Origin of the sequence: Lentzea alba (genome assembly GCF_011067745.1) — a bacterium.
Lineage (GTDB): Bacteria > Actinomycetota > Actinomycetes > Mycobacteriales > Pseudonocardiaceae > Lentzea > Lentzea alba.
Map to the genome: position 1 here is coordinate 1 of NZ_JAAMPJ010000016.1, position 16510 is coordinate 16510.

At 68.4% G+C, this 16510-nt stretch carries 16 protein-coding genes; 5 read left to right on the plus strand and 11 right to left on the minus strand.

Translation table 11 applies throughout. The annotated features are described in order from the left end of the window. Nucleotides 1-561 precede the first annotated feature (561 nt). Complete coding sequence (gene tyrS / locus G7043_RS41355; protein ID WP_166054193.1) at nucleotides 562-1836, minus strand: tyrosine--tRNA ligase; 1275 nt, start codon at nucleotides 1834-1836, stop codon at nucleotides 562-564. A 67-nt stretch (nucleotides 1837-1903) separates the two neighbouring features. Here tyrS and G7043_RS41360 point away from each other — a divergent pair, with 67 nt between their 5' ends. Beyond that, nucleotides 1904-2341, plus strand: a complete 438-nt coding sequence (locus tag G7043_RS41360; RefSeq protein WP_166054194.1) for a hypothetical protein — start codon at nucleotides 1904-1906, stop codon at nucleotides 2339-2341. Nucleotides 2342-2352: 11 nt separating this feature from the next. Then, entirely contained in the window at nucleotides 2353-3393 is a 1041-nt protein-coding gene (locus tag G7043_RS41365; RefSeq protein ID WP_166054195.1) for a toll/interleukin-1 receptor domain-containing protein, read from the plus strand. On the opposite strand, the gene G7043_RS41370 is transcribed toward G7043_RS41365, so the two are convergent. From G7043_RS41370 to argC, 9 genes are read right to left on the minus strand one after another with little or no spacing between them, the layout of a single operon-like run. Further along, nucleotides 3385-3987 carry a DNA-3-methyladenine glycosylase gene (locus G7043_RS41370; RefSeq protein WP_313888344.1) on the minus strand — a complete coding sequence of 201 codons (603 nt, stop codon included), beginning with the start codon at nucleotides 3985-3987 and terminating at the stop codon, nucleotides 3385-3387. The two genes, G7043_RS41365 and G7043_RS41370, sit on opposite strands and share 9 nt — an antisense overlap. After that, entirely contained in the window at nucleotides 3977-5368 is a 1392-nt protein-coding gene (argH, locus tag G7043_RS41375) for an argininosuccinate lyase (protein ID WP_166054196.1), read from the minus strand. Before argH ends, G7043_RS41370 begins: the two co-directional genes overlap by 11 nt. Nucleotides 5369-5380: 12 nt before the next feature. Then, complete coding sequence (locus G7043_RS50470) at nucleotides 5381-5647, minus strand: argininosuccinate synthase (RefSeq protein ID WP_166054197.1); 267 nt, start codon at nucleotides 5645-5647, stop codon at nucleotides 5381-5383. Beyond that, complete coding sequence (locus G7043_RS41385; RefSeq protein WP_166054198.1) at nucleotides 5640-6125, minus strand: arginine repressor; 486 nt, start codon at nucleotides 6123-6125, stop codon at nucleotides 5640-5642. The genes G7043_RS50470 and G7043_RS41385 overlap by 8 nt, the downstream gene beginning before the upstream one ends. Beyond that, nucleotides 6122-7054, minus strand: coding sequence for an ornithine carbamoyltransferase (gene argF, locus G7043_RS41390; protein WP_166054199.1), 933 nt, complete (start codon nucleotides 7052-7054; stop codon nucleotides 6122-6124). The genes G7043_RS41385 and argF overlap by 4 nt, the downstream gene beginning before the upstream one ends. Then, nucleotides 7051-8208 (minus strand): acetylornithine transaminase, encoded by a 1158-nt coding sequence (locus G7043_RS41395; protein ID WP_166054200.1) that lies wholly within the window; start codon nucleotides 8206-8208, stop codon nucleotides 7051-7053. Before G7043_RS41395 ends, argF begins: the two co-directional genes overlap by 4 nt. Next, complete coding sequence (gene argB, locus G7043_RS41400) at nucleotides 8205-9074, minus strand: acetylglutamate kinase (RefSeq protein ID WP_166054201.1); 870 nt, start codon at nucleotides 9072-9074, stop codon at nucleotides 8205-8207. Before argB ends, G7043_RS41395 begins: the two co-directional genes overlap by 4 nt. Further along, nucleotides 9071-10243, minus strand: a complete 1173-nt coding sequence (argJ, locus tag G7043_RS41405) for a bifunctional glutamate N-acetyltransferase/amino-acid acetyltransferase ArgJ (RefSeq protein WP_166054202.1) — start codon at nucleotides 10241-10243, stop codon at nucleotides 9071-9073. The genes argB and argJ overlap by 4 nt, the downstream gene beginning before the upstream one ends. Beyond that, the gene (gene argC, locus G7043_RS41410) at nucleotides 10240-11253 is read right to left on the minus strand and encodes an N-acetyl-gamma-glutamyl-phosphate reductase (RefSeq protein WP_166054203.1); all 1014 of its coding nucleotides are present in this window, start codon (nucleotides 11251-11253) and stop codon (nucleotides 10240-10242) included. Before argC ends, argJ begins: the two co-directional genes overlap by 4 nt. Before the next feature lie 140 nt (nucleotides 11254-11393). Between argC and G7043_RS41415 the strand changes: the two genes are divergently transcribed. The 3 genes from G7043_RS41415 to G7043_RS41425 are packed head-to-tail and all read left to right on the plus strand — an operon-like array spanning nucleotide 11394 to nucleotide 15078. Then, entirely contained in the window at nucleotides 11394-12953 is a 1560-nt protein-coding gene (locus G7043_RS41415) for a sensor histidine kinase (RefSeq protein WP_166054204.1), read from the plus strand. Beyond that, nucleotides 12950-14407: a sensor histidine kinase gene (locus G7043_RS41420; RefSeq protein WP_166054205.1), complete on the plus strand. Its 1458-nt coding sequence runs from the start codon at nucleotides 12950-12952 to the stop codon at nucleotides 14405-14407. Before G7043_RS41415 ends, G7043_RS41420 begins: the two co-directional genes overlap by 4 nt. Before the next feature lie 29 nt (nucleotides 14408-14436). Continuing rightward, a complete protein-coding gene (locus G7043_RS41425) occupies nucleotides 14437-15078 on the plus strand; it encodes a response regulator (RefSeq protein ID WP_166054206.1) in 642 nt (213 codons plus the stop codon). Here G7043_RS41425 and sthA read toward each other — a convergent pair whose 3' ends face one another. Beyond that, nucleotides 15079-16494 carry a Si-specific NAD(P)(+) transhydrogenase gene (sthA, locus tag G7043_RS41430; protein WP_166054207.1) on the minus strand — a complete coding sequence of 472 codons (1416 nt, stop codon included), beginning with the start codon at nucleotides 16492-16494 and terminating at the stop codon, nucleotides 15079-15081. It lies immediately after the preceding gene. Nucleotides 16495-16510 lie beyond the last annotated feature (16 nt).

Sequence of the window (16510 nt, forward strand, 5' to 3'; positions counted from 1 at the left end):
CGCTCCAGACGGAATATGTCTGGCAATCTGGTATTACTCTCAAAGGAACTACCTCGACGAGGAGGTAATTCATATATTACTGGCTGTGTTTCGGCACGCTGTTGAGTTCTCAAAGAACACGCGCTCATCATCACGATCCGCCGCACGGCGACTCGATCCGAGGCTGTGTCGTACTTAAGCTTTTGGTTTGAAACTTCCGACGCCCTTGGCCTCTGAGCTCAGACGAGCTACCGGCTGGGTCTTCATCGTTTCGCAGTCACCCACTCTACCACAGTCCGTGGAAGCTTGGTTCGTGACCCTCGTCGCGCTCCGTTCCGGTTTTCCCGGCCCGTTCCGCGCTGACATGGAGAAAGTTACACGCACGCCAACTCAGGGTCAAATCGGGGGCACCCCTGCGCCCCGCGATCAAGAAACCGCAGGTCAGCAGCCCCGTACAGGACCCACGAACACGCTATCGCAGCGCCATAGCCGCGCACACTGTGGCCGCCGTCACACCAAGAAAGATCGAAGGCCGCCGACCCGCAGTGGGATCGACGGCCTTCGGGGACCAGAACGTGCAGATCAGAGCTCTACCTGGACGCTCGCGTTGTTGCGCTTGCCGCGTCGGAGGACCAGCCACTGGCCGTGGAGCAGGTCCGACGAAGCCGGCTTCCACTCCTCGTCGGTCACCTTCGCGTTGTTCACGTAGGCACCGCCCTCGTTGACCGTCCGCCGCGCGGCGCCCCGGCTCTCGGCCAGGCCCGACGCGATCAGCAGGTCGACGATCGTGGGCTCGTCCGCCAGCCGCACCTGCCCCTTGGGGGCCTCGGCCAGCGCCGCTTCCAGCACGGACGCGTCGAGCTCTCGCAGTTCGCCCCGGCCGAACAGCGCCGACGACGCCAGGATGACCTGCTGCGTCGCGCGCTCGCCGTGCACCAGGTCGGTGAACTCCTGCGCGAGCCGCTTCTGCGCGGAACGCAGGTGCGGCTTCTCCGCCGTCTCCTTCTCCAGTTCGTCCAGCTCCTCACGCGTGAGGAAGGTGAACAGGCGCAGGTAGCGGAGCACGTCGGCGTCACCGACGTTCACGAAGTACTGGTACCAGGCGTACGGCGAGGTCAGCTCCGGGTCGAGCCACACGTTCCCGCCACCGGTCGACTTGCCGAACTTCCTGCCTTCGGCATCGGTGACCAGCGGCGCGGTCAGGGCGTGCACGTGCTTGCCTTCGACGCGGCGGATCAGGTCGACACCGCCGACGATGTTGCCCCACTGGTCCGAGCCGCCGAGCTGGAGTGCGGTGCCGTACTTGCGGTGCAGCTCCAGGTAGTCGTTCGACTGCAACAGCAGGTAGCTGAACTCGGTGTACGACATGCCATCGCTCTCCAGGCGACGCTTCACCGTCTCCCGCGACAGCATGACGTTGATCGAGAAGTGCTTGCCGACGTCGCGCAGGAACTCCAGCGCGCTGATCTGGCCCGTCCAGTTGAGGTTGTTCTCGACGATCGCGCCCGTGGGCGACGAGTCGAACTCGACGAACCGCTCCAGCTGGCCGCGGATCCGGTCGGCCCACTCGGCGACGGTGTCCAGCGAGTTCAGCGTGCGCTCACCGGTGTCGCGCGGGTCGCCGATCATGCCCGTCGCACCGCCGGCCAGCACGATCGGCCGGTGCCCCGCCATCTGGAAGCGTTTGAGCATGAGCAGCGGGACCAGGTTGCCGGCGTGCAGCGACGGCGCCGTCGGGTCGAAACCGCAATAGAGCGTGAGCGGGCCGGCGTCCAGGTCCTTCCGGAGTGCTTCGAGGTCGGTGGACGTCGCGATCAGGCCGCGCCAGGACAGTTCGTCAAGGATGTGCTCGCTCACGGCACTCATTGTCGCCTACCAGGTCTAACGGGTTTCGACCCGGTGCCGATCCGGGTACGTCAAGGCCATGACGGAGCCACGTGACGAGTTGCGGCGGCCCACTGAGCGCATGCCGCGCGTGAACGACCCTGTCGTCGAGGAACGCGTTGTGGAAGAGCGCGACGACTACCGCAAGGCGCGGACGGTGCGGATCGTCTGCGCAGTCATCGACATCGTGTGCTGGACGTTCGCCATCGTGCTGTTGGTGCACATCTTCCTGGTGGTGGCGGGCGCGAACGCCGGCAACGGGTTCTTCCAGTTCGTCGCCGGCTGGGCGGGCGGGATCACCCTGGGTCTCGACGGTCTCTTCACCCCGGACAACCAGTCCGTGGCGGTCCTGTTCAACGAGGGCCTGGCCGCGGCGCTGTGGCTGATCATCGGCGCGCTGCTGACGAACCTGATCACGCGGCTGGCGCTGCCGGCGGATCACCGGCGTGCCTGGTACCGGCGGACCGTTCGGCCGTAAAGAATGGCGGGGTGGCCGAGTACGAGTTCGACGTCGCCCTGTCGTGCGCCGAGAAGGACCGGGAGCTGGTGCTTCCGGTCCTTCAGCAGCTGAAGGCCCTGAACGTCGAGGTCTTCTACGACAAGGAACGCGAGACCGAGTGGTGGGGCCTCGACCTCGTCGAGTACTTCTCGGAGGCGTACTCCCGACGCGCGCGCTACGTGCTCGTCTTCACGTCGCAGCACTACGTGGACAAGTGGGCACAACTCCAACGCCGCGTCACGCTCGCACGCGCGTTGGAGCAGCACACCGAGTACGTGCTGCCGATCCGTATCGATGACACCGCGGTACCGGGGCTCCCGTCGACCATCGGCTACCTCGATCTGCGCGTGCACGAGCCAGACGTCATCGCGGATGCCGTTGTGCAGAAGCTCGCGCAGCACCGTGCGGAGTTCACGGCACAGACACCGATCACGCCCACGTCAGTGGCGGCGCTCGCACGGGAGAAGCCGCGCGGCTGGGAGTACCTGCTCTACGTCACCGTTGTGTCGCAAGGACTTGGCGAGCTGGAGCCGAAGTACTGGGAGCACTTCCTCCGCTACGCGCCGCGCAACGGGACCGTCGAGCACGGCAGCGGGATCACGCTGATCCGGGACCGCAACGTGGTGCTGAGCGAGATCATCAAGGTCGCCGTGGAGACGGTGTTCACCGCGGACACCCAGGAGGCCGCGTTCGGAGAGCCAGGGGTGCCGGGCGACCCGGACCGGATCGTGCACCTCGGTGAGCTGTTCGTGCGGACGTTCGACGAGATCCTGGAGTGGGCCCGCGGGATCCACGGGACCAGCTACGCGAGCGAACCCGCGCGGGTCGCCGCCCGGATCCAGGCGCAGTTCGCGGACCAGCAGCTCCGGGCGATGCACGCGGTCGCGGCGGATCTGCGCGAGGTGGCGGACACGCTGGTCGAGCGGTTGACCGCCGGCGAGCAGATCAACGTGACGGTGCCACTGGTGTTCGAGGTGGATCCCGAGCTGGAGCGGAAGTTCAAGACAGCGCTGGACAAGCTTTCACGCTGAGGTGCGGCGCTTGCCGCCTCTCTTGTAGGTCGACACGGCCGGAGAGTCGATCCAGAACCGCCACGGCACGTCCATCGCCACGGCGACACCGACGCGAGGGCCCGAACGGACCGAGGTCACTGGTTCTCCCGCGTACAGGCGCACGGGCGAGTCAGCCGATGTAAGGTCCACGCCGTTCTGCGAGCGATCCAGCCCGAGGACCTTGCACAGCCGTGCGGGTCCTTTGGCCAGTTCGGCTGCAGAACGCGAGGCCGGGCGTCGAGAGAAGGCGACGTCCTCACCGGATACGACCTCACCTGCGCGCAGCAGCACGGCACCGGGAACGCCATCGGTCAACGACACGACGTTGGCGCAGAAGTGCATGCCGTAGACGAAGTAGACGTAGAGGTGACCGGCCGGGCCGAACATGACCTCGTTGCGCGGGGTCTTGCCGCGGTAGCAGTGGGACGCCGGGTCGTCGCCGCCCCGGTATGCCTCCACCTCGACGATGCGCACGCGCACGTCGCCCGCTTCCAGGAACGCGCCGAGGAGGAGCTGGGCCGCGTCGACCGGGTCGACGGCCAGCTCCTCCCTGGTCAGCAACCTAGAACTCACGCGCGGAAGCAGCCTTCGCCACCAGTGCGTCGAGCTGCTCGCGGACGCGTTCCGGAGCGGTGCCGCCGTGGGCGTTCCTGGACGCGATCGAGCCCTCGACGGTCAGCACCGAGCGCACCTCGGGGGTGAGCGCGGGTGAGATCTCCGCGAACTCCTCGTCGGTCAGCTCTTCCAGGCCCACTCCGCGAGACTCGGCGACGCGCACGCAGGTACCGGCTGCCTCGTGTGCCACGCGGAACGGAACGCCTTGGCGCACAAGCCATTCCGCGATGTCGGTGGCCAGGGTGAAACCGGCCGGGGCCAACGACGCCATGCGCTCGACGTCGAACTTCAACGTCGCCACCATGCCCGCGAAGGCCGGCAGCAGGAGCTCCAGCTGCTCGACCGAGTCGAACAGCGGCTCCTTGTCCTCCTGCAGGTCGCGGTTGTAGGCCAGCGGCTGCGCCTTCAACGTCGCGAGCAGCCCGGCGAGGTTGCCGATCAGGCGGCCGGACTTGCCGCGCGCGAGCTCGGCCACGTCCGGGTTCTTCTTCTGCGGCATGATCGAGCTGCCGGTGGACCACGCGTCGTCCAGCACCGCGAAGCGGAACTCGGCGGTGGTCCAGATGATGACCTCTTCGGCGATCCGCGAGAGGTTCACGCTGATCATGGCCAGCACGAACGCGATCTCGGCGGCGAAGTCGCGCGACGCGGTGCCGTCGATGGAGTTCTCGACCGGCGCGTAGAAGCCCAGGTCAGCGGCCACCTTGGCGGGGTCCAGGCCCAGCGACGAACCGGCCAGGGCGCCCGAGCCGTACGGGGAGAACGCGGCGCGCGCGTCCCAGTCGTGCAGGCGGTCGACGTCACGCAACAGCGCGTGCGCGTGTGCCAGCAGGTGGTGGGACAGCAGCACGGGCTGTGCGGACTGCAGGTGCGTGCGGCCCGGCATGACCGCACCGAAGTTCGACTCCGACTGCGCCGCCAGCGCGTCCACGACGTCCAGCACACCAGCGGCAACGCGGCGGGCGCCGTCGCGCAGCCACATCCGGAACAGCGTCGCCACCTGGTCGTTGCGGGACCGGCCGGCGCGCAGCTTGCCGCCCAGCTCGGTGCCCGCGCGGTCGATCAGGCCGCGTTCCAGCGCCGTGTGGACGTCCTCGTCCTCCAGCACCGGGGTGAAGGCACCGGACTCGACGTCGGCCAGCAGCTCGTCCAACGCCTTCTGCATGCCGGCGAGCTCTTCGTCCGTGAGCAGCCCCGCCGCGTGCAGCACACGGGCGTGCGCGCGCGAGCCCGCGATGTCGTACGGCGCCAGCCGCCAGTCGAAATGCGTCGACAGCGACAGGCGAGCCATCGCCTCGGCCGGTCCCGACTCGAACCGGCCACCCCACAAAGAACTCATTGCACGCAACTCTCAGCTAGCGAAGTCGTAAAGAGATTCTTCCGAACGGGCCACCAGCCCGACCACGCGCCCCTCGTACAGCGCGACGTCGACCTCGCCGGAACCCGACGGCAAAGCCATCCGCGCCACCCGTACCGCGACCGAGCCCAAGCTCGACCTGACGACGCCACCGCGGAAGTTGAGCTCGCGGACCGCCTCCGCCACGGAGACGGTCTCGCCGTCCACCGCGACCGGCACCCCCGCGTCGAACGTCAGCACGGCGTGCACGGGCTCATTCATCGGTGGAACCCGACGACAGCGCGGCGATCCGCTCCGCGAGCTCGGCACCCGTCATCGGCTCGCGGGCCACGACCAGGATCGTGTCGTCACCCGCGATCGTGCCGACGACCTCGTGCAACGCCGCCCGGTCCAGCGCCGAGGCCAGGAACTGCGCCGCACCGGGAGGCGTGCGCAGCACGGCGAGGTTGGCCGACGAGTCCGTCGACACCAGCAGCTCGCCGAGCACGCGCGCCAGCCGGGTGGTGCCGCCCTGGACGCCGCGCACGGGGCTGCCGTCCTCGGGGATCACGTAGATCGGCGCGCCGCCGTCGGGACCGCGCAGCTTCACCGCGCCGAGCTCGTCCAGGTCACGCGACAACGTGGCCTGGGTGACCTCGATGCCTTCCGCGGCGAGGAGTTTCGCGAGCTCGGACTGGCTGCGGATGACGAGCTGGCTGACCATCTCGACGATGCGGCCCTGACGCGCCGTGCGGGTCATGACGACTGCTCCAGCAACCACACGAGCAACGCCTTCTGCGCGTGCAGGCGGTTTTCGGCTTCCTGCCACACGAGCGACTGCGGTCCGTCGAGCACCTCGTCGGTGATCTCCCAGCCGCGGTGCGCCGGCAGGCAGTGCAGCACGGTCGAGTCGGGCTTTCCGGTGGCGGCCAGCAGATCGGCGTTCACCTGGTACGGGCGGAACGGGCCGACGCGGTCCTTGCCGTCGTTCTCCTGGCCCATCGACGTCCACGTGTCGGTGACCAGCACGTCCGAGCCGTCGACCGACGCCTGCGGGTCGTTGATCAACGCCACCGAACCGCCGGTTTCGGCGGCGCGCTTCTTGGCGTCCTCGAGGAACTGCGGGTTCGGCACGAACGATGCCGGCGCACCGATGCGAACGTGCATACCTGCCGTGGCGCCACCCAGCAGCAGCGAGTGCGCCATGTTGTTGGCGCCGTCGCCCAGGTACGTCAGCGTCAGACCGGCCAGCCGACCGTAACGGCGGCGGATCGTCTGCAGGTCCGCGAGCACCTGGCACGGGTGGAACTCGTCGGTCAGCGCGTTCACCACGGGAATCCGCGAAACGGACGCCATCGCTTCCATGCGCGCCTGGGCGAACGTCCGCCACACCACGGCGTCGACGTACCCGGACAGGATCCGCGAGGTGTCCTCGATGGTCTCCTCGCGGCCCAGCTGCATCGACCGGCCGTCGATGATCACCGGGTTGCCGCCGAGCTGCGCGATGCCGACCTCGAACGACAACCGGGTGCGCGTCGAGTTCTTCTCGAAGATCACCGCGACGGACTTGGGGCCCGCCAACGGCTTCGCGGTGAACCGGTCCGCCTTGTAGACGTCCGCGAGGTCCAGGACCGCCGACTGCTCGGCGGGCGTCAGGTCGTCGTCCCGCAGGAAGTGCCGCAACGTCACTGCTGCTCCTCAAAAAAGGTCGGGAGCGCGGCCACGAACGACAGCGCGTCGGATTCGTCGAGCACCAGCGGCGGCGCCAGGCGGATGACGTCGGGCTGGATGGGGTTGATCAGGTAACCGGCCTGCTGCGCGACCGCCGCGGCCTTCGCCGAGACCGCCTCGCGCAGCGTGATGCCGAGCAGCAGACCGGCTCCCCGCACGCCGGAGATCATCGGGTGGTGCAGCGCCTCCACGCCGGCCGCGATCTCCTTGCCCACGGACGAGGCGTGCTCCAGCAGGCCTTCCGCGGCGATCGTGTCGAGCACCGCGAGGGCGGCCGCGCAGCACACGGGGTTGCCGCCGAACGTGGTGCCGTGGTGTCCGGGCTGGAACAGGTCCGCCGCCGCACCGAACCCGATGGTCGCGCCCAGCGGCAGTCCACCACCGATGCCCTTGGCCAGCGTCATGACGTCCGGCACGATCCCGGCCTGCTGGAACGCGAACCACGTGCCGAGGCGGCCGATGCCGGTCTGCACCTCGTCGAGGACGAACAACGCGCCGTGCTCGGAGGTGATCCGGCGTGCTTCCTGCAGATAGCCCTCGGGCGGCATGACAACGCCCTGCTCGCCCTGGATCGGCTCGACGATGAACGCCGCCGTGTCGTCGTCGATCGCGGCCTCAAGAGCAGCCACGTCACCGAACGGGATGTGCGAGACACCAGGCACCAACGGCTCGAACGGCGTCTTCTTGCCGGGCTGACCGGTCAGCGACAGCGCGCCCATCGTGCGGCCGTGGAAGCCACCGTTGGTCGCCACGATCTTGGTGCGGCCGGTGCGGCGCGACATCTTCAACGCCGCTTCGTTCGCCTCGGCACCCGAGTTGCAGAAGAAGACCTTGCCCGGCACGCCGCACAGGTCGAGCAGCCGTTCGGCCAACGCCAGGGCGGGCTCGTTCACGTAGAGGTTCGAGGTGTGGCCGATCTTCGAGATCTGCGCGGTCACCGCCTCGACGATCTTCGGGTGCGCGTGGCCCAGGGCGTTGACCGCGATGCCCGTCAGCAGGTCCAGGTAGCGCTTGCCCTCGGTGTCCCAGACGTAGGCGCCCTCGCCTCGCTCCAGTGCCAGCTGAGGTGTGCCGTAGTTGTCCATCATGGACTGTTGCCACCGCGTGGTCATTTGTCCCCCAAGACCATCGTTCCGACACCTTCAGTGGTGAAGACTTCGAGCAGCACCGAGTGGGCCAGCCGGCCGTCGATCACGTGCGCCTGCGGAACCCCGCCGCGCACCGCGCGCAGGCAGGCCTCCATCTTCGGCACCATGCCGCTTTCCAGGTCCGGCAGCATCTTCTCGAGCTCCGCGGCGCGCACCTGGTTCAGCAGCGACGACTTGTCCGGCCAGTTCGCGTACAGGCCCTCGACGTCGGTCAGCACGACGAGCTTCTCCGCACCGAGAGCGACCGCGAGAGCGCCGGCGGCCGTGTCCGCGTTCACGTTGTGCGGCACGCCGTTGATGTCCGGCGCGACCGACGACACGACCGGAATACGGCCCGCACGCACGATGTCGAGCACCGCGTCCGGGTTGACCTCGGTGATGTCGCCGACGAGACCGATGTCGACCTCTTCGCCGTCCACGATCGCGCCGCGACGGGTGGCCGTGAACAGGTGCGCGTCCTCGCCGGAAATCCCCACGGCGTAAGGGCCGTGCTGGTTGATCAGGCCGACGAGCTCACGCCCGACCTGGCCGACCAGGACCATCCGCACGACGTCCATGGCTTCCGGCGTCGTGACGCGCAGACCGCCGCGGAACTCGCTGTGGATGCCGAGCTTGTCCAGCATCGACTTGATCTGGGGGCCACCGCCGTGCACGACGACCGGGCGCAGGCCGCACAGCCGCAGGAACACCATGTCCTCGGCGAACGCCTTCTTCAGCTCGTCGTCGACCATGGCGTTGCCGCCGTACTTGACGACCACGAGCGCACCGCGGAAACGTTCCAGCCACGGCAGCGCTTCGACGAGGACTGCCGCCTTCTCTTGTGCGTTCATGAGGAGTAAGCGCTGTTCTCTTCGACGTAGTCGTGGGACAGGTCCGTGGTCAGCACGGTGGCCTCGGCGTCACCGACGTTGAGGTCGATGACGATCTCGATCTCGCGGCCGGACAGGTCGGCTTCACTTCGGTCGCGGTCACGGGTTCCGTTGCGGTACAGCGAAACGCCGTTGATCAGGATCTGCAGCACGTCCGGGTCGATCTCGGCGTCGGCGCGGCCCAGTGCCATCGCGATGCGGCCCCAGTTCGGGTCGCTGCCGAACAACGCGGTCTTCACGAGGTTGTCCTCGGCGACCGTCCGTCCGATCAGGACGGCCTCGGCCTCGGTGGCGGCCTGCTTGACGGTGATGCTGATTTCCTTCGTCACACCCTCGGCATCGCCCTGGAGCTGCTTGACCAGGTCGGCGGAGACCTCGGTCAGCAACGCGACGAAGTCCTCGAACGAGGGCTCGACACCCGATGCGCCCGAAGCCAAAACCAGGACGGTGTCGTTGGTGGACGTACCGCCGTCGACGTCGAGCCGGTCGAACGTGCGGCCCGTCGCGGTGCGCAGCGCCTTGTCCAGGGACTCACCGGAAATCTTCGCGTCGGTGGTGATGACCGACAGCATCGTGGCCATGTTCGGTGCGAGCATGCCCGCGCCCTTCACGAACCCGCCGACCGACCAGCCCTGCTCGGACGCCTTCCACGACTGCTTGGGGCGGCTGTCCGTGGTCATGACGCCGGTGGCGGCGTTGAGACCGGCCTCGACGGTGGAGTCCAGTTCCTTCGCGACGTTCTCGATGCCGGTGAGCACCTTGTCCATCGGCAGGCGCTCGCCGATCAGGCCGGTCGAGCACACCGCGACGTCGACGGCGCCGGTGCCGAGCACCTCGGCGACCTTCTCCGCGGTGGCGTGCGTGTCCTGGAAGCCCTCGGGACCGGTGCACGCGTTGGCGCCGCCGGAGTTGAGCACGACCGCGGTGAGGCGTCGGGACCCGATCACCTGCTGCGACCACAACACCGGCGCGGCCTTCACCTTGTTGGTGGTGAAGACACCTGCGGCGGCATCGGTTGGCCCGTCGTTGACGACGAGCGTGAGATCGAGAGCGCCGGATTCTTTGATCCCGGCGGCGATCCCGGCGGCCCGGAAGCCCTGGGGTCCGGTGACGCCCTTGTTGCGGTTCACGGAGCGACTCCAACGGTCGAGAGGCCGGTCGTTTCCGGCAGTCCGAGAGCGAGGTTCATGCACTGGACAGCGGCACCCGCGGTGCCCTTGGCCAGGTTGTCGACGGCGGCCACGACCACGAGCCGGCCCAGGTCCTCGTCGACGGTGACTTGCATCTGGACGGCGTTCGAACCGAGAACCGCGTTCGTCGTCGGCCAGAATCCTTCGGGCAGGAGGTGCACGAACGGCTCGTTCGCGTACGCCTTCTCGTAGGCCTCGCGAACGTTTGCGCCGTCCTTCAACGTGGCCGTGCAAGTGGCGAGGATGCCCCGCGACATCGGCGCGAGCACCGGCGTGAAGCTGACCTTGATCGGACGCCCGGCCGCGGCGCTCAGGTTCTGGGTGATCTCCGGGGTGTGCCGGTGCGCGCCGCCGACGCCGTACGCGCTGGCCGAGCCCATGACCTCGGAGCCGAGCAGGTTCGGCTTCAGCGACTTGCCGGCGCCACTGGTGCCCGACACGGCGACGATGACGACCTCGTCCTCGATGAGGTCCACGGCCGGGGCGAGCGCCAGCGAGGAGACCGTCGGATAGCAGCCCGGAACGGCGACCCGGCGCGCGCCGACGAGCCTGTCCCGCTGGTTGGGAAGCTCCGGCAGCCCGTACGGCCAGGTGCCCGCGTGCTCGCCGCCGTACCACCGCGTCCAGTCATCGGCGCTGGTCAGCCGGTGGTCGGCACCGCAGTCGATCACGACGGTGTCGTCCCCGAGTTGCCCGGCCAGTTCGGCTGAGTGACCGTGGGGAAGTGCGAGGAACACCACGTCGTGCCCCTTGAGGGTCTCGACTGTGGTGTCTTGGAGCTGACGGTCCGCGAGCGGCAGGAGGTGCGGCTGGTGCTTGAGCAGCTGGTCACCGGCGCTGCTGTGCGCCGTCAACGCGCCGATCTCGACGTCCGGATGAGCAAGTAGCAAACGGAGCAGCTCGCCACCCGCGTATCCGCTGGCGCCCGCGACCGCGATCCTCACTGTCATACGCATGATTATGCACGGTCATGCAAACTCACTCAACTGGAATGCGCACGCGGGGAGCTTTCGTTCGCTCTCACCGCACGCGGGGGCCCCGCGTGCCCGACAGGGAAACGCGGGGGCCCCGCGTTCCGTGAGAAACATGCATGGCCACTTGGCTGGCGATGCGGGCCAGGTGGCGCTGGGAGGGTCGGCGGGGGTCGGCCATGATGATCAGCGTGAACGTGAAGGTGCGCGACGGGCTGTGGGCGGCGGGTGCCCTGCTGTTGGCGCTGGTCACGCTGGTGGCGCCGCTCGGCCGGCCGGTGCACTGGTGGCTGATCGTGGCCTCGGCGGTGTGGGCCGCGGCGCTGGTGCCGATCAGCGCTCGCTACCCGCGCTGGGCGATCGTGCTCACAGCTCCCCTGAACGCGGTCAACAACCTGCTCGCGATCGCCCCGACGTCGCTCGTGATCTTCCGCGCCGCCCGGTCCATGCGTTCACAGGTGCAGCTGTGGGCGCTGATCGGCGTCACTGCGGTGCTGCAGGCGGCGTTCGGCGCACTGCACGCGTGGCGTGCCGGGGACAGCTGGTTCGAGTACCTGTTCGGGACCGGGTTCACCGTGGTGTTCCTGCTGATCTTTCCCGCGGTGTCGGGTGCGCTCGTGGGGCGGCGCAAGCCGTTGACGCAGGTCTTGATGGAACGCAACGACTACTTGGAACACGCACGGCTGTTGACCGCGAGCACGGCCAGGTCCGACACGCGCGCGCACATCGCGAGCGAGATGCACGACATGCTCAGCCACCGGCTCCGACAGCTGACGGCGCACGCGGGCGCGCTGGAGCAGTCTGCCGCCGAGCAAGCCCCGGAGCTGCGCGAACAGGTCGAGCTGATCCGCAAGACGTCCGCCGTCGCGATGGATGAACTGCGCGAGATCCTCGGTGTGCTCGGAACGATCGAAGCCAGTGAGGACGCCGGCACGCGCGCGGACGTCGAACGGCTCGTGGCTGCGTCTGCTGCTGCGGGCGTGTCCGTTGTTTTGACCTGGACCGGTGACGATCTGGCCGATGCCGACGCACGGCTGAGGAGAGCGGTGCATCGGGTCGTGCGTGAAGCACTCACGAACGTGCACAAGCACGCGCCGTCCGCACAAACGCGCGTAACGGTGCTCGTGGCCGAACGCGTGCTGGTCGAGGTGGTCAACGGTCCCAGCGGTGAGCCGAGGGGCGGCGGCACCCGGCGCGGGCTCATCGGGCTGGAGGAACGGGTCGAGCTGGTCGGCGGGTCGTTCAGCGCCGGACTGAACGCCCGCGGGTTCCGGGTCGCGGCCGACCTGCCGGCGCATCCGGTGGTGCCGGAGGAGACGGGCGCGGCGGGTGCCGTGACGGAGGCGCCGCCACCGATCACCGCCGAGATCCTGACCGTGCCCCGCGTGGTCGGCAGCGGCTGCCTCGCCACGTTGTCCGTCGTTCCGGCGCTCGGCACGGCGTTCGTCCTGCTCATCGTCGCGATCTTCAGCCGGGCCGAGATGAGCCGTCAGGAGTTCGACGCGTTCCAGGTGTCGGTGGCGCACGAGGAGGAGGTCACCGAGACGTTCGGGTTCGGCGTGCCGTCGGACAACGCGGGGTGCTTCCGCTATCCCGCACGCGCCGAACCCGGCCGCGACTTCGAGCTGTGCTTCGACAAGAAAGGTGTGCTGTCCACGAAGAAGGAGCTGGCCCGATGAGGTACGTCTGGCCGTCGCTCGCGTTCCTGGTAGGCCTGGTGCCGCTGATCGCTCCGCTGGCCCCGGTTCCCCACCCGTTGCTGACCGTCGCGTCAGCCTTGTGGATCGCCGCCATCATGTGGCTGGCACCGCGCAAACCGGAGTGGGCGCTGCTGCTCACCGCACCGCTGTTCGCGGTCAACAACCTCTGGGCGCAGTCCATCACGACGTTCGTGGTCTTCACCGCGTCCCGGCGCATCACGCGGCTCGGCCGGCTGTGGGCGGTGCTCGGCATCATGACGGTGCTGCAGAGCGCGTTCAGCCTGGGCCAGGAGAGCTACCGGACCATGCCGCTCTGGGAGTCGCTGACCGGCTCGGTCATCGGTTCGGTGTTCTTCGTGCTCTTCCCCGCCGTCTCCGGCATGCTGCTCGGCCGCCGCAGGCCGATGCTCCGCCTGCTGCAGGAGCGCAACGACTACCTCGAACGCGCCCGCGCGCTGACCGCCGCCTCGGCCCGTTCCGAGGAACGCGCGCACATCGCGGGCGAGATGCACGACATGCTCGGCCACCGGCTCAGCCTGATCTCCATCCACGCCGGAGCCCTGGAGCTGGCGACCGCCCGGAAAGCACCGCAGCTGCACGAACAGGCCGAGCTGATCCGCACCACGTCGTCACTCGCGATGGCCGAGCTGCGCGAGATCCTCGGCGTGCTGCGAACCAGTCCCGAACCCGAGTCGCTCGACGAGGACACCGGCACCCGCTCCGACATCGCCGCGCTGGTCGAAGGTTCCTCCGCCTCGCTCGACTGGTCCGGCGAAGACCTGCACGGCGCCGACCCTCGAACCCGGCGCGCGGTGCACCGGGTGGTCCGCGAGGCGTTGACCAACGTGCGCAAGCACGCCCCTCAGGCCCGCACGCGCGTGCAGGTCGCCGTCCAGGGCGGACGGGTGCGAATCCAGGTGCTCAACGGCCCGTCTTTCGCGCCTCCCAGCAAGGGTGCCCGACGCGGTCTGGTCGGCCTGGAGGAACGCGTCGGCCTGCTCGGCGGCTCGTTCAGCGCAGGCCCACCGGCCGAGGGCGGCTTCCGAGTCGCGGCGGACATCCCCCTGCACCCGTCGGTCGCACCGGTCGCCGAGGTCGCGGAGGTGCCACCGCCACTCGCGGCCGAGGTTTTGACCGTGCCGCGCGTGGTGGGCGGCGGGTGCCTCGGGCTGTTGACGTTGCTGCCGATCGCCGGGGCGTTGATCGTGCTGCTGCTGTTCGCGTTGTTCAACCCGACGCAGATGAACGCGCCGTACTTCGACTCGCTGAAGGTGGGCGTCACGACCGAGGAGGAGGTCATGGGCCAGTTCGGTATCGGGCAGCTCGGGGTCGACGGGTGCTCGCGGTACCAGACGTCGCACAACGCCGAGGTGTACTACAAGCTGTGTTACAGCGACGGCAAGCTGCGCTCGAAGGAGCAGGAAAGGCCGTAACGGGCTCGTCAACCGCCTATGGTGGCCTCGTGATCCGAGTCCTCATCGCCGACGACGAGACGTTGATGCGTGCCGGGATCCGGTTGATCCTCGAAAACGACCCGGACATCACCGTCGTGGCCGAGGCAGCCGACGGCAAGCAGGCCGTCGAGCTCACCCGCACGCACACCGTCGACGTCGCGCTGCTCGACATCCGCATGCCCGGCGGCGACGGGCTCAAAGCCGCCGAGCAGATCGCCAGGACCGCCAACGTCGTCATGCTGACGACGTTCGGCGAGGACTCCTACGTGGCGCAGGCCCTCAAACTCGGCGCGACCGGGTTCCTGCTCAAGGACACGCCGCCGCAGGAGCTGATCAACGCCGTGCGCAAGGCCGCCAACGGTGAACCGATCCTCGCCCCGCAGATCACCAAGCGCCTCATCGAACGCCACCTCACCGCGCCGGACGACGGGGCGGTGGCGCGGCGCAAGATCGACGCGCTCACCGACACCGAGCGCAGCGTGCTCAAGCTCGTGGGCGAGGGGCTGTCCAACACCGAGATCGGCGAGCAGCTCTACCTGGCGACCGGCACGGTGAAGGCGCACATCAGCCGGATCCTGCCCAAGCTGGGGTGCGCCAACCGCGTGCAGGCCGCCATCGTGGCCCACGACGCGGGCCTCACCCGATCGTGATCAGTGCGTCGTGAAGCGGTCCAGGGCGCGGATCTTGTTGGTGGCGTCCAGCGCCGCGACCTTGTAGGCCTCGGACAGCGTCGGGTAGTTGAAGACCGTGTCGACGAGGTAGTCGACCGTGCCGCCACAACCCATCACGGCCTGGCCGATGTGCACCAGGTCCGTCGCGCCCGTGCCGAACACGTGCACACCGAGGATCTTGCGGTCCACAGTGGACACCAGCAGCTTCAGCATGCCGTACGCGTCGCCGACGATCTGTCCGCGCGCCAGTTCGCGGTAGCGCGAAATGCCTACCTCGTAAGGCACAGCGGACGAGGTGAGCTCGGCTTCCGTCGCGCCGCAGTACGAGATCTCCGGGATCGTGTAGATGCCGATCGGCTGCAACGCGGTCAGTTCGTGCACCGGTTCGCCGAACGCGTGGTACGCGGCCAGGCGGCCCTGATCCATCGACGTCGCGGCGAGCGCGGGGAAGCCGATCACGTCACCGACGGCGTAGATGTGCTCCACCGGCGTGCGGTAGTGCTCGTCGACGGACAGCCGGCCGCGGTTGTCCGACTCCAGTCCGGCGGCCGCCAGGTCGAGCTTCTCGGTCGTGCCCTGACGGCCCGCCGAGTACATGACGGCGGCGGCCGGGATGCGTTTGCCGGACGCCAGCGTCGTCACCGTGCCGCCGTCGGACACCTGGACGTTCACGACCTTCTCGCCGAAGCGGAACGTGACGGCCTGGTCGCGCAGGTGGAACTTCAGCGACTCCACGATCTCCGGGTCGCAGAAGTCCAGCATCCGCTCGCGCTGCTCGACGACGGTGACTCGGGTGCCCAGAGCGGCGAACATCGACGCGTACTCGATGCCGATCACGCCGGCGCCGACCACGACCAGTGACGACGGGATCTCCGTCAACGCGAAGACCTCGTCGGAGTCGAGGATCCGCTCCTCGTCGAAGTCCACCACGGACGGACGCGCGGGCGTGGTGCCGGTCGCGATCACGATGAACTCACCGCTGATCGTCGTCCGGTCGCCGCGGTGAGTTCCTTCCACCGCAACGGTGTGCTCGTCGACGAACCGGCCGAAGCCGTTCAGCAGGTCGATGCCGTTGCGGTGCAGCTGCGCACGGACGACCTGGACCTCGCGACCGATCACGTGCTGCGTGCGGGCCATCAGATCGGTGATCGTGATGTCCTGCTTGACGCGGTAGCTCGCGCCGTACAGCTCGCGCTGGCTCATGCCGGTCAGGAACATGACGGCTTCGCGCAGCGTCTTCGACGGGATGGTGCCCGTGTTCGCGCAGACGCCGCCGACCATCTCCTGCCTGTCGATGATGGCCACGCGCTTGCCCAGTTTCGCACCCGCGATCGCCGCCTTCTGGCCACCAGGGCCAGAGCCGATGACGATCAGGTCGTAGTCGTACGACGTCATGGTCGGCAGCCTACCG

Bases quoted from the DNA above. Each gene is read 5' to 3' on its own strand.
- G7043_RS41360 (WP_166054194.1), top strand. From the start codon at position 1,904: ATGACGGAGCCACGTGACGAGTTGCGGCGGCCCACTGAGCGCATGCCG.
- argH (WP_166054196.1), bottom strand. From the start codon at position 5,368: ATGAGTTCTTTGTGGGGTGGCCGGTTCGAGTCGGGACCGGCCGAGGCG.
- G7043_RS50470 (WP_166054197.1), bottom strand. From the start codon at position 5,647: ATGAATGAGCCCGTGCACGCCGTGCTGACGTTCGACGCGGGGGTGCCG.
- G7043_RS41385 (WP_166054198.1), bottom strand. From the start codon at position 6,125: ATGACCCGCACGGCGCGTCAGGGCCGCATCGTCGAGATGGTCAGCCAG.
- G7043_RS41395 (WP_166054200.1), bottom strand. From the start codon at position 8,208: ATGACCACGCGGTGGCAACAGTCCATGATGGACAACTACGGCACACCT.
- argB (WP_166054201.1), bottom strand. From the start codon at position 9,074: ATGAACGCACAAGAGAAGGCGGCAGTCCTCGTCGAAGCGCTGCCGTGG.
- argC (WP_166054203.1), bottom strand. From the start codon at position 11,253: ATGACAGTGAGGATCGCGGTCGCGGGCGCCAGCGGATACGCGGGTGGC.
- G7043_RS41415 (WP_166054204.1), top strand. From the start codon at position 11,394: ATGGCCACTTGGCTGGCGATGCGGGCCAGGTGGCGCTGGGAGGGTCGG.
- G7043_RS41420 (WP_166054205.1), top strand. From the start codon at position 12,950: ATGAGGTACGTCTGGCCGTCGCTCGCGTTCCTGGTAGGCCTGGTGCCG.
- sthA (WP_166054207.1), bottom strand. From the start codon at position 16,494: ATGACGTCGTACGACTACGACCTGATCGTCATCGGCTCTGGCCCTGGT.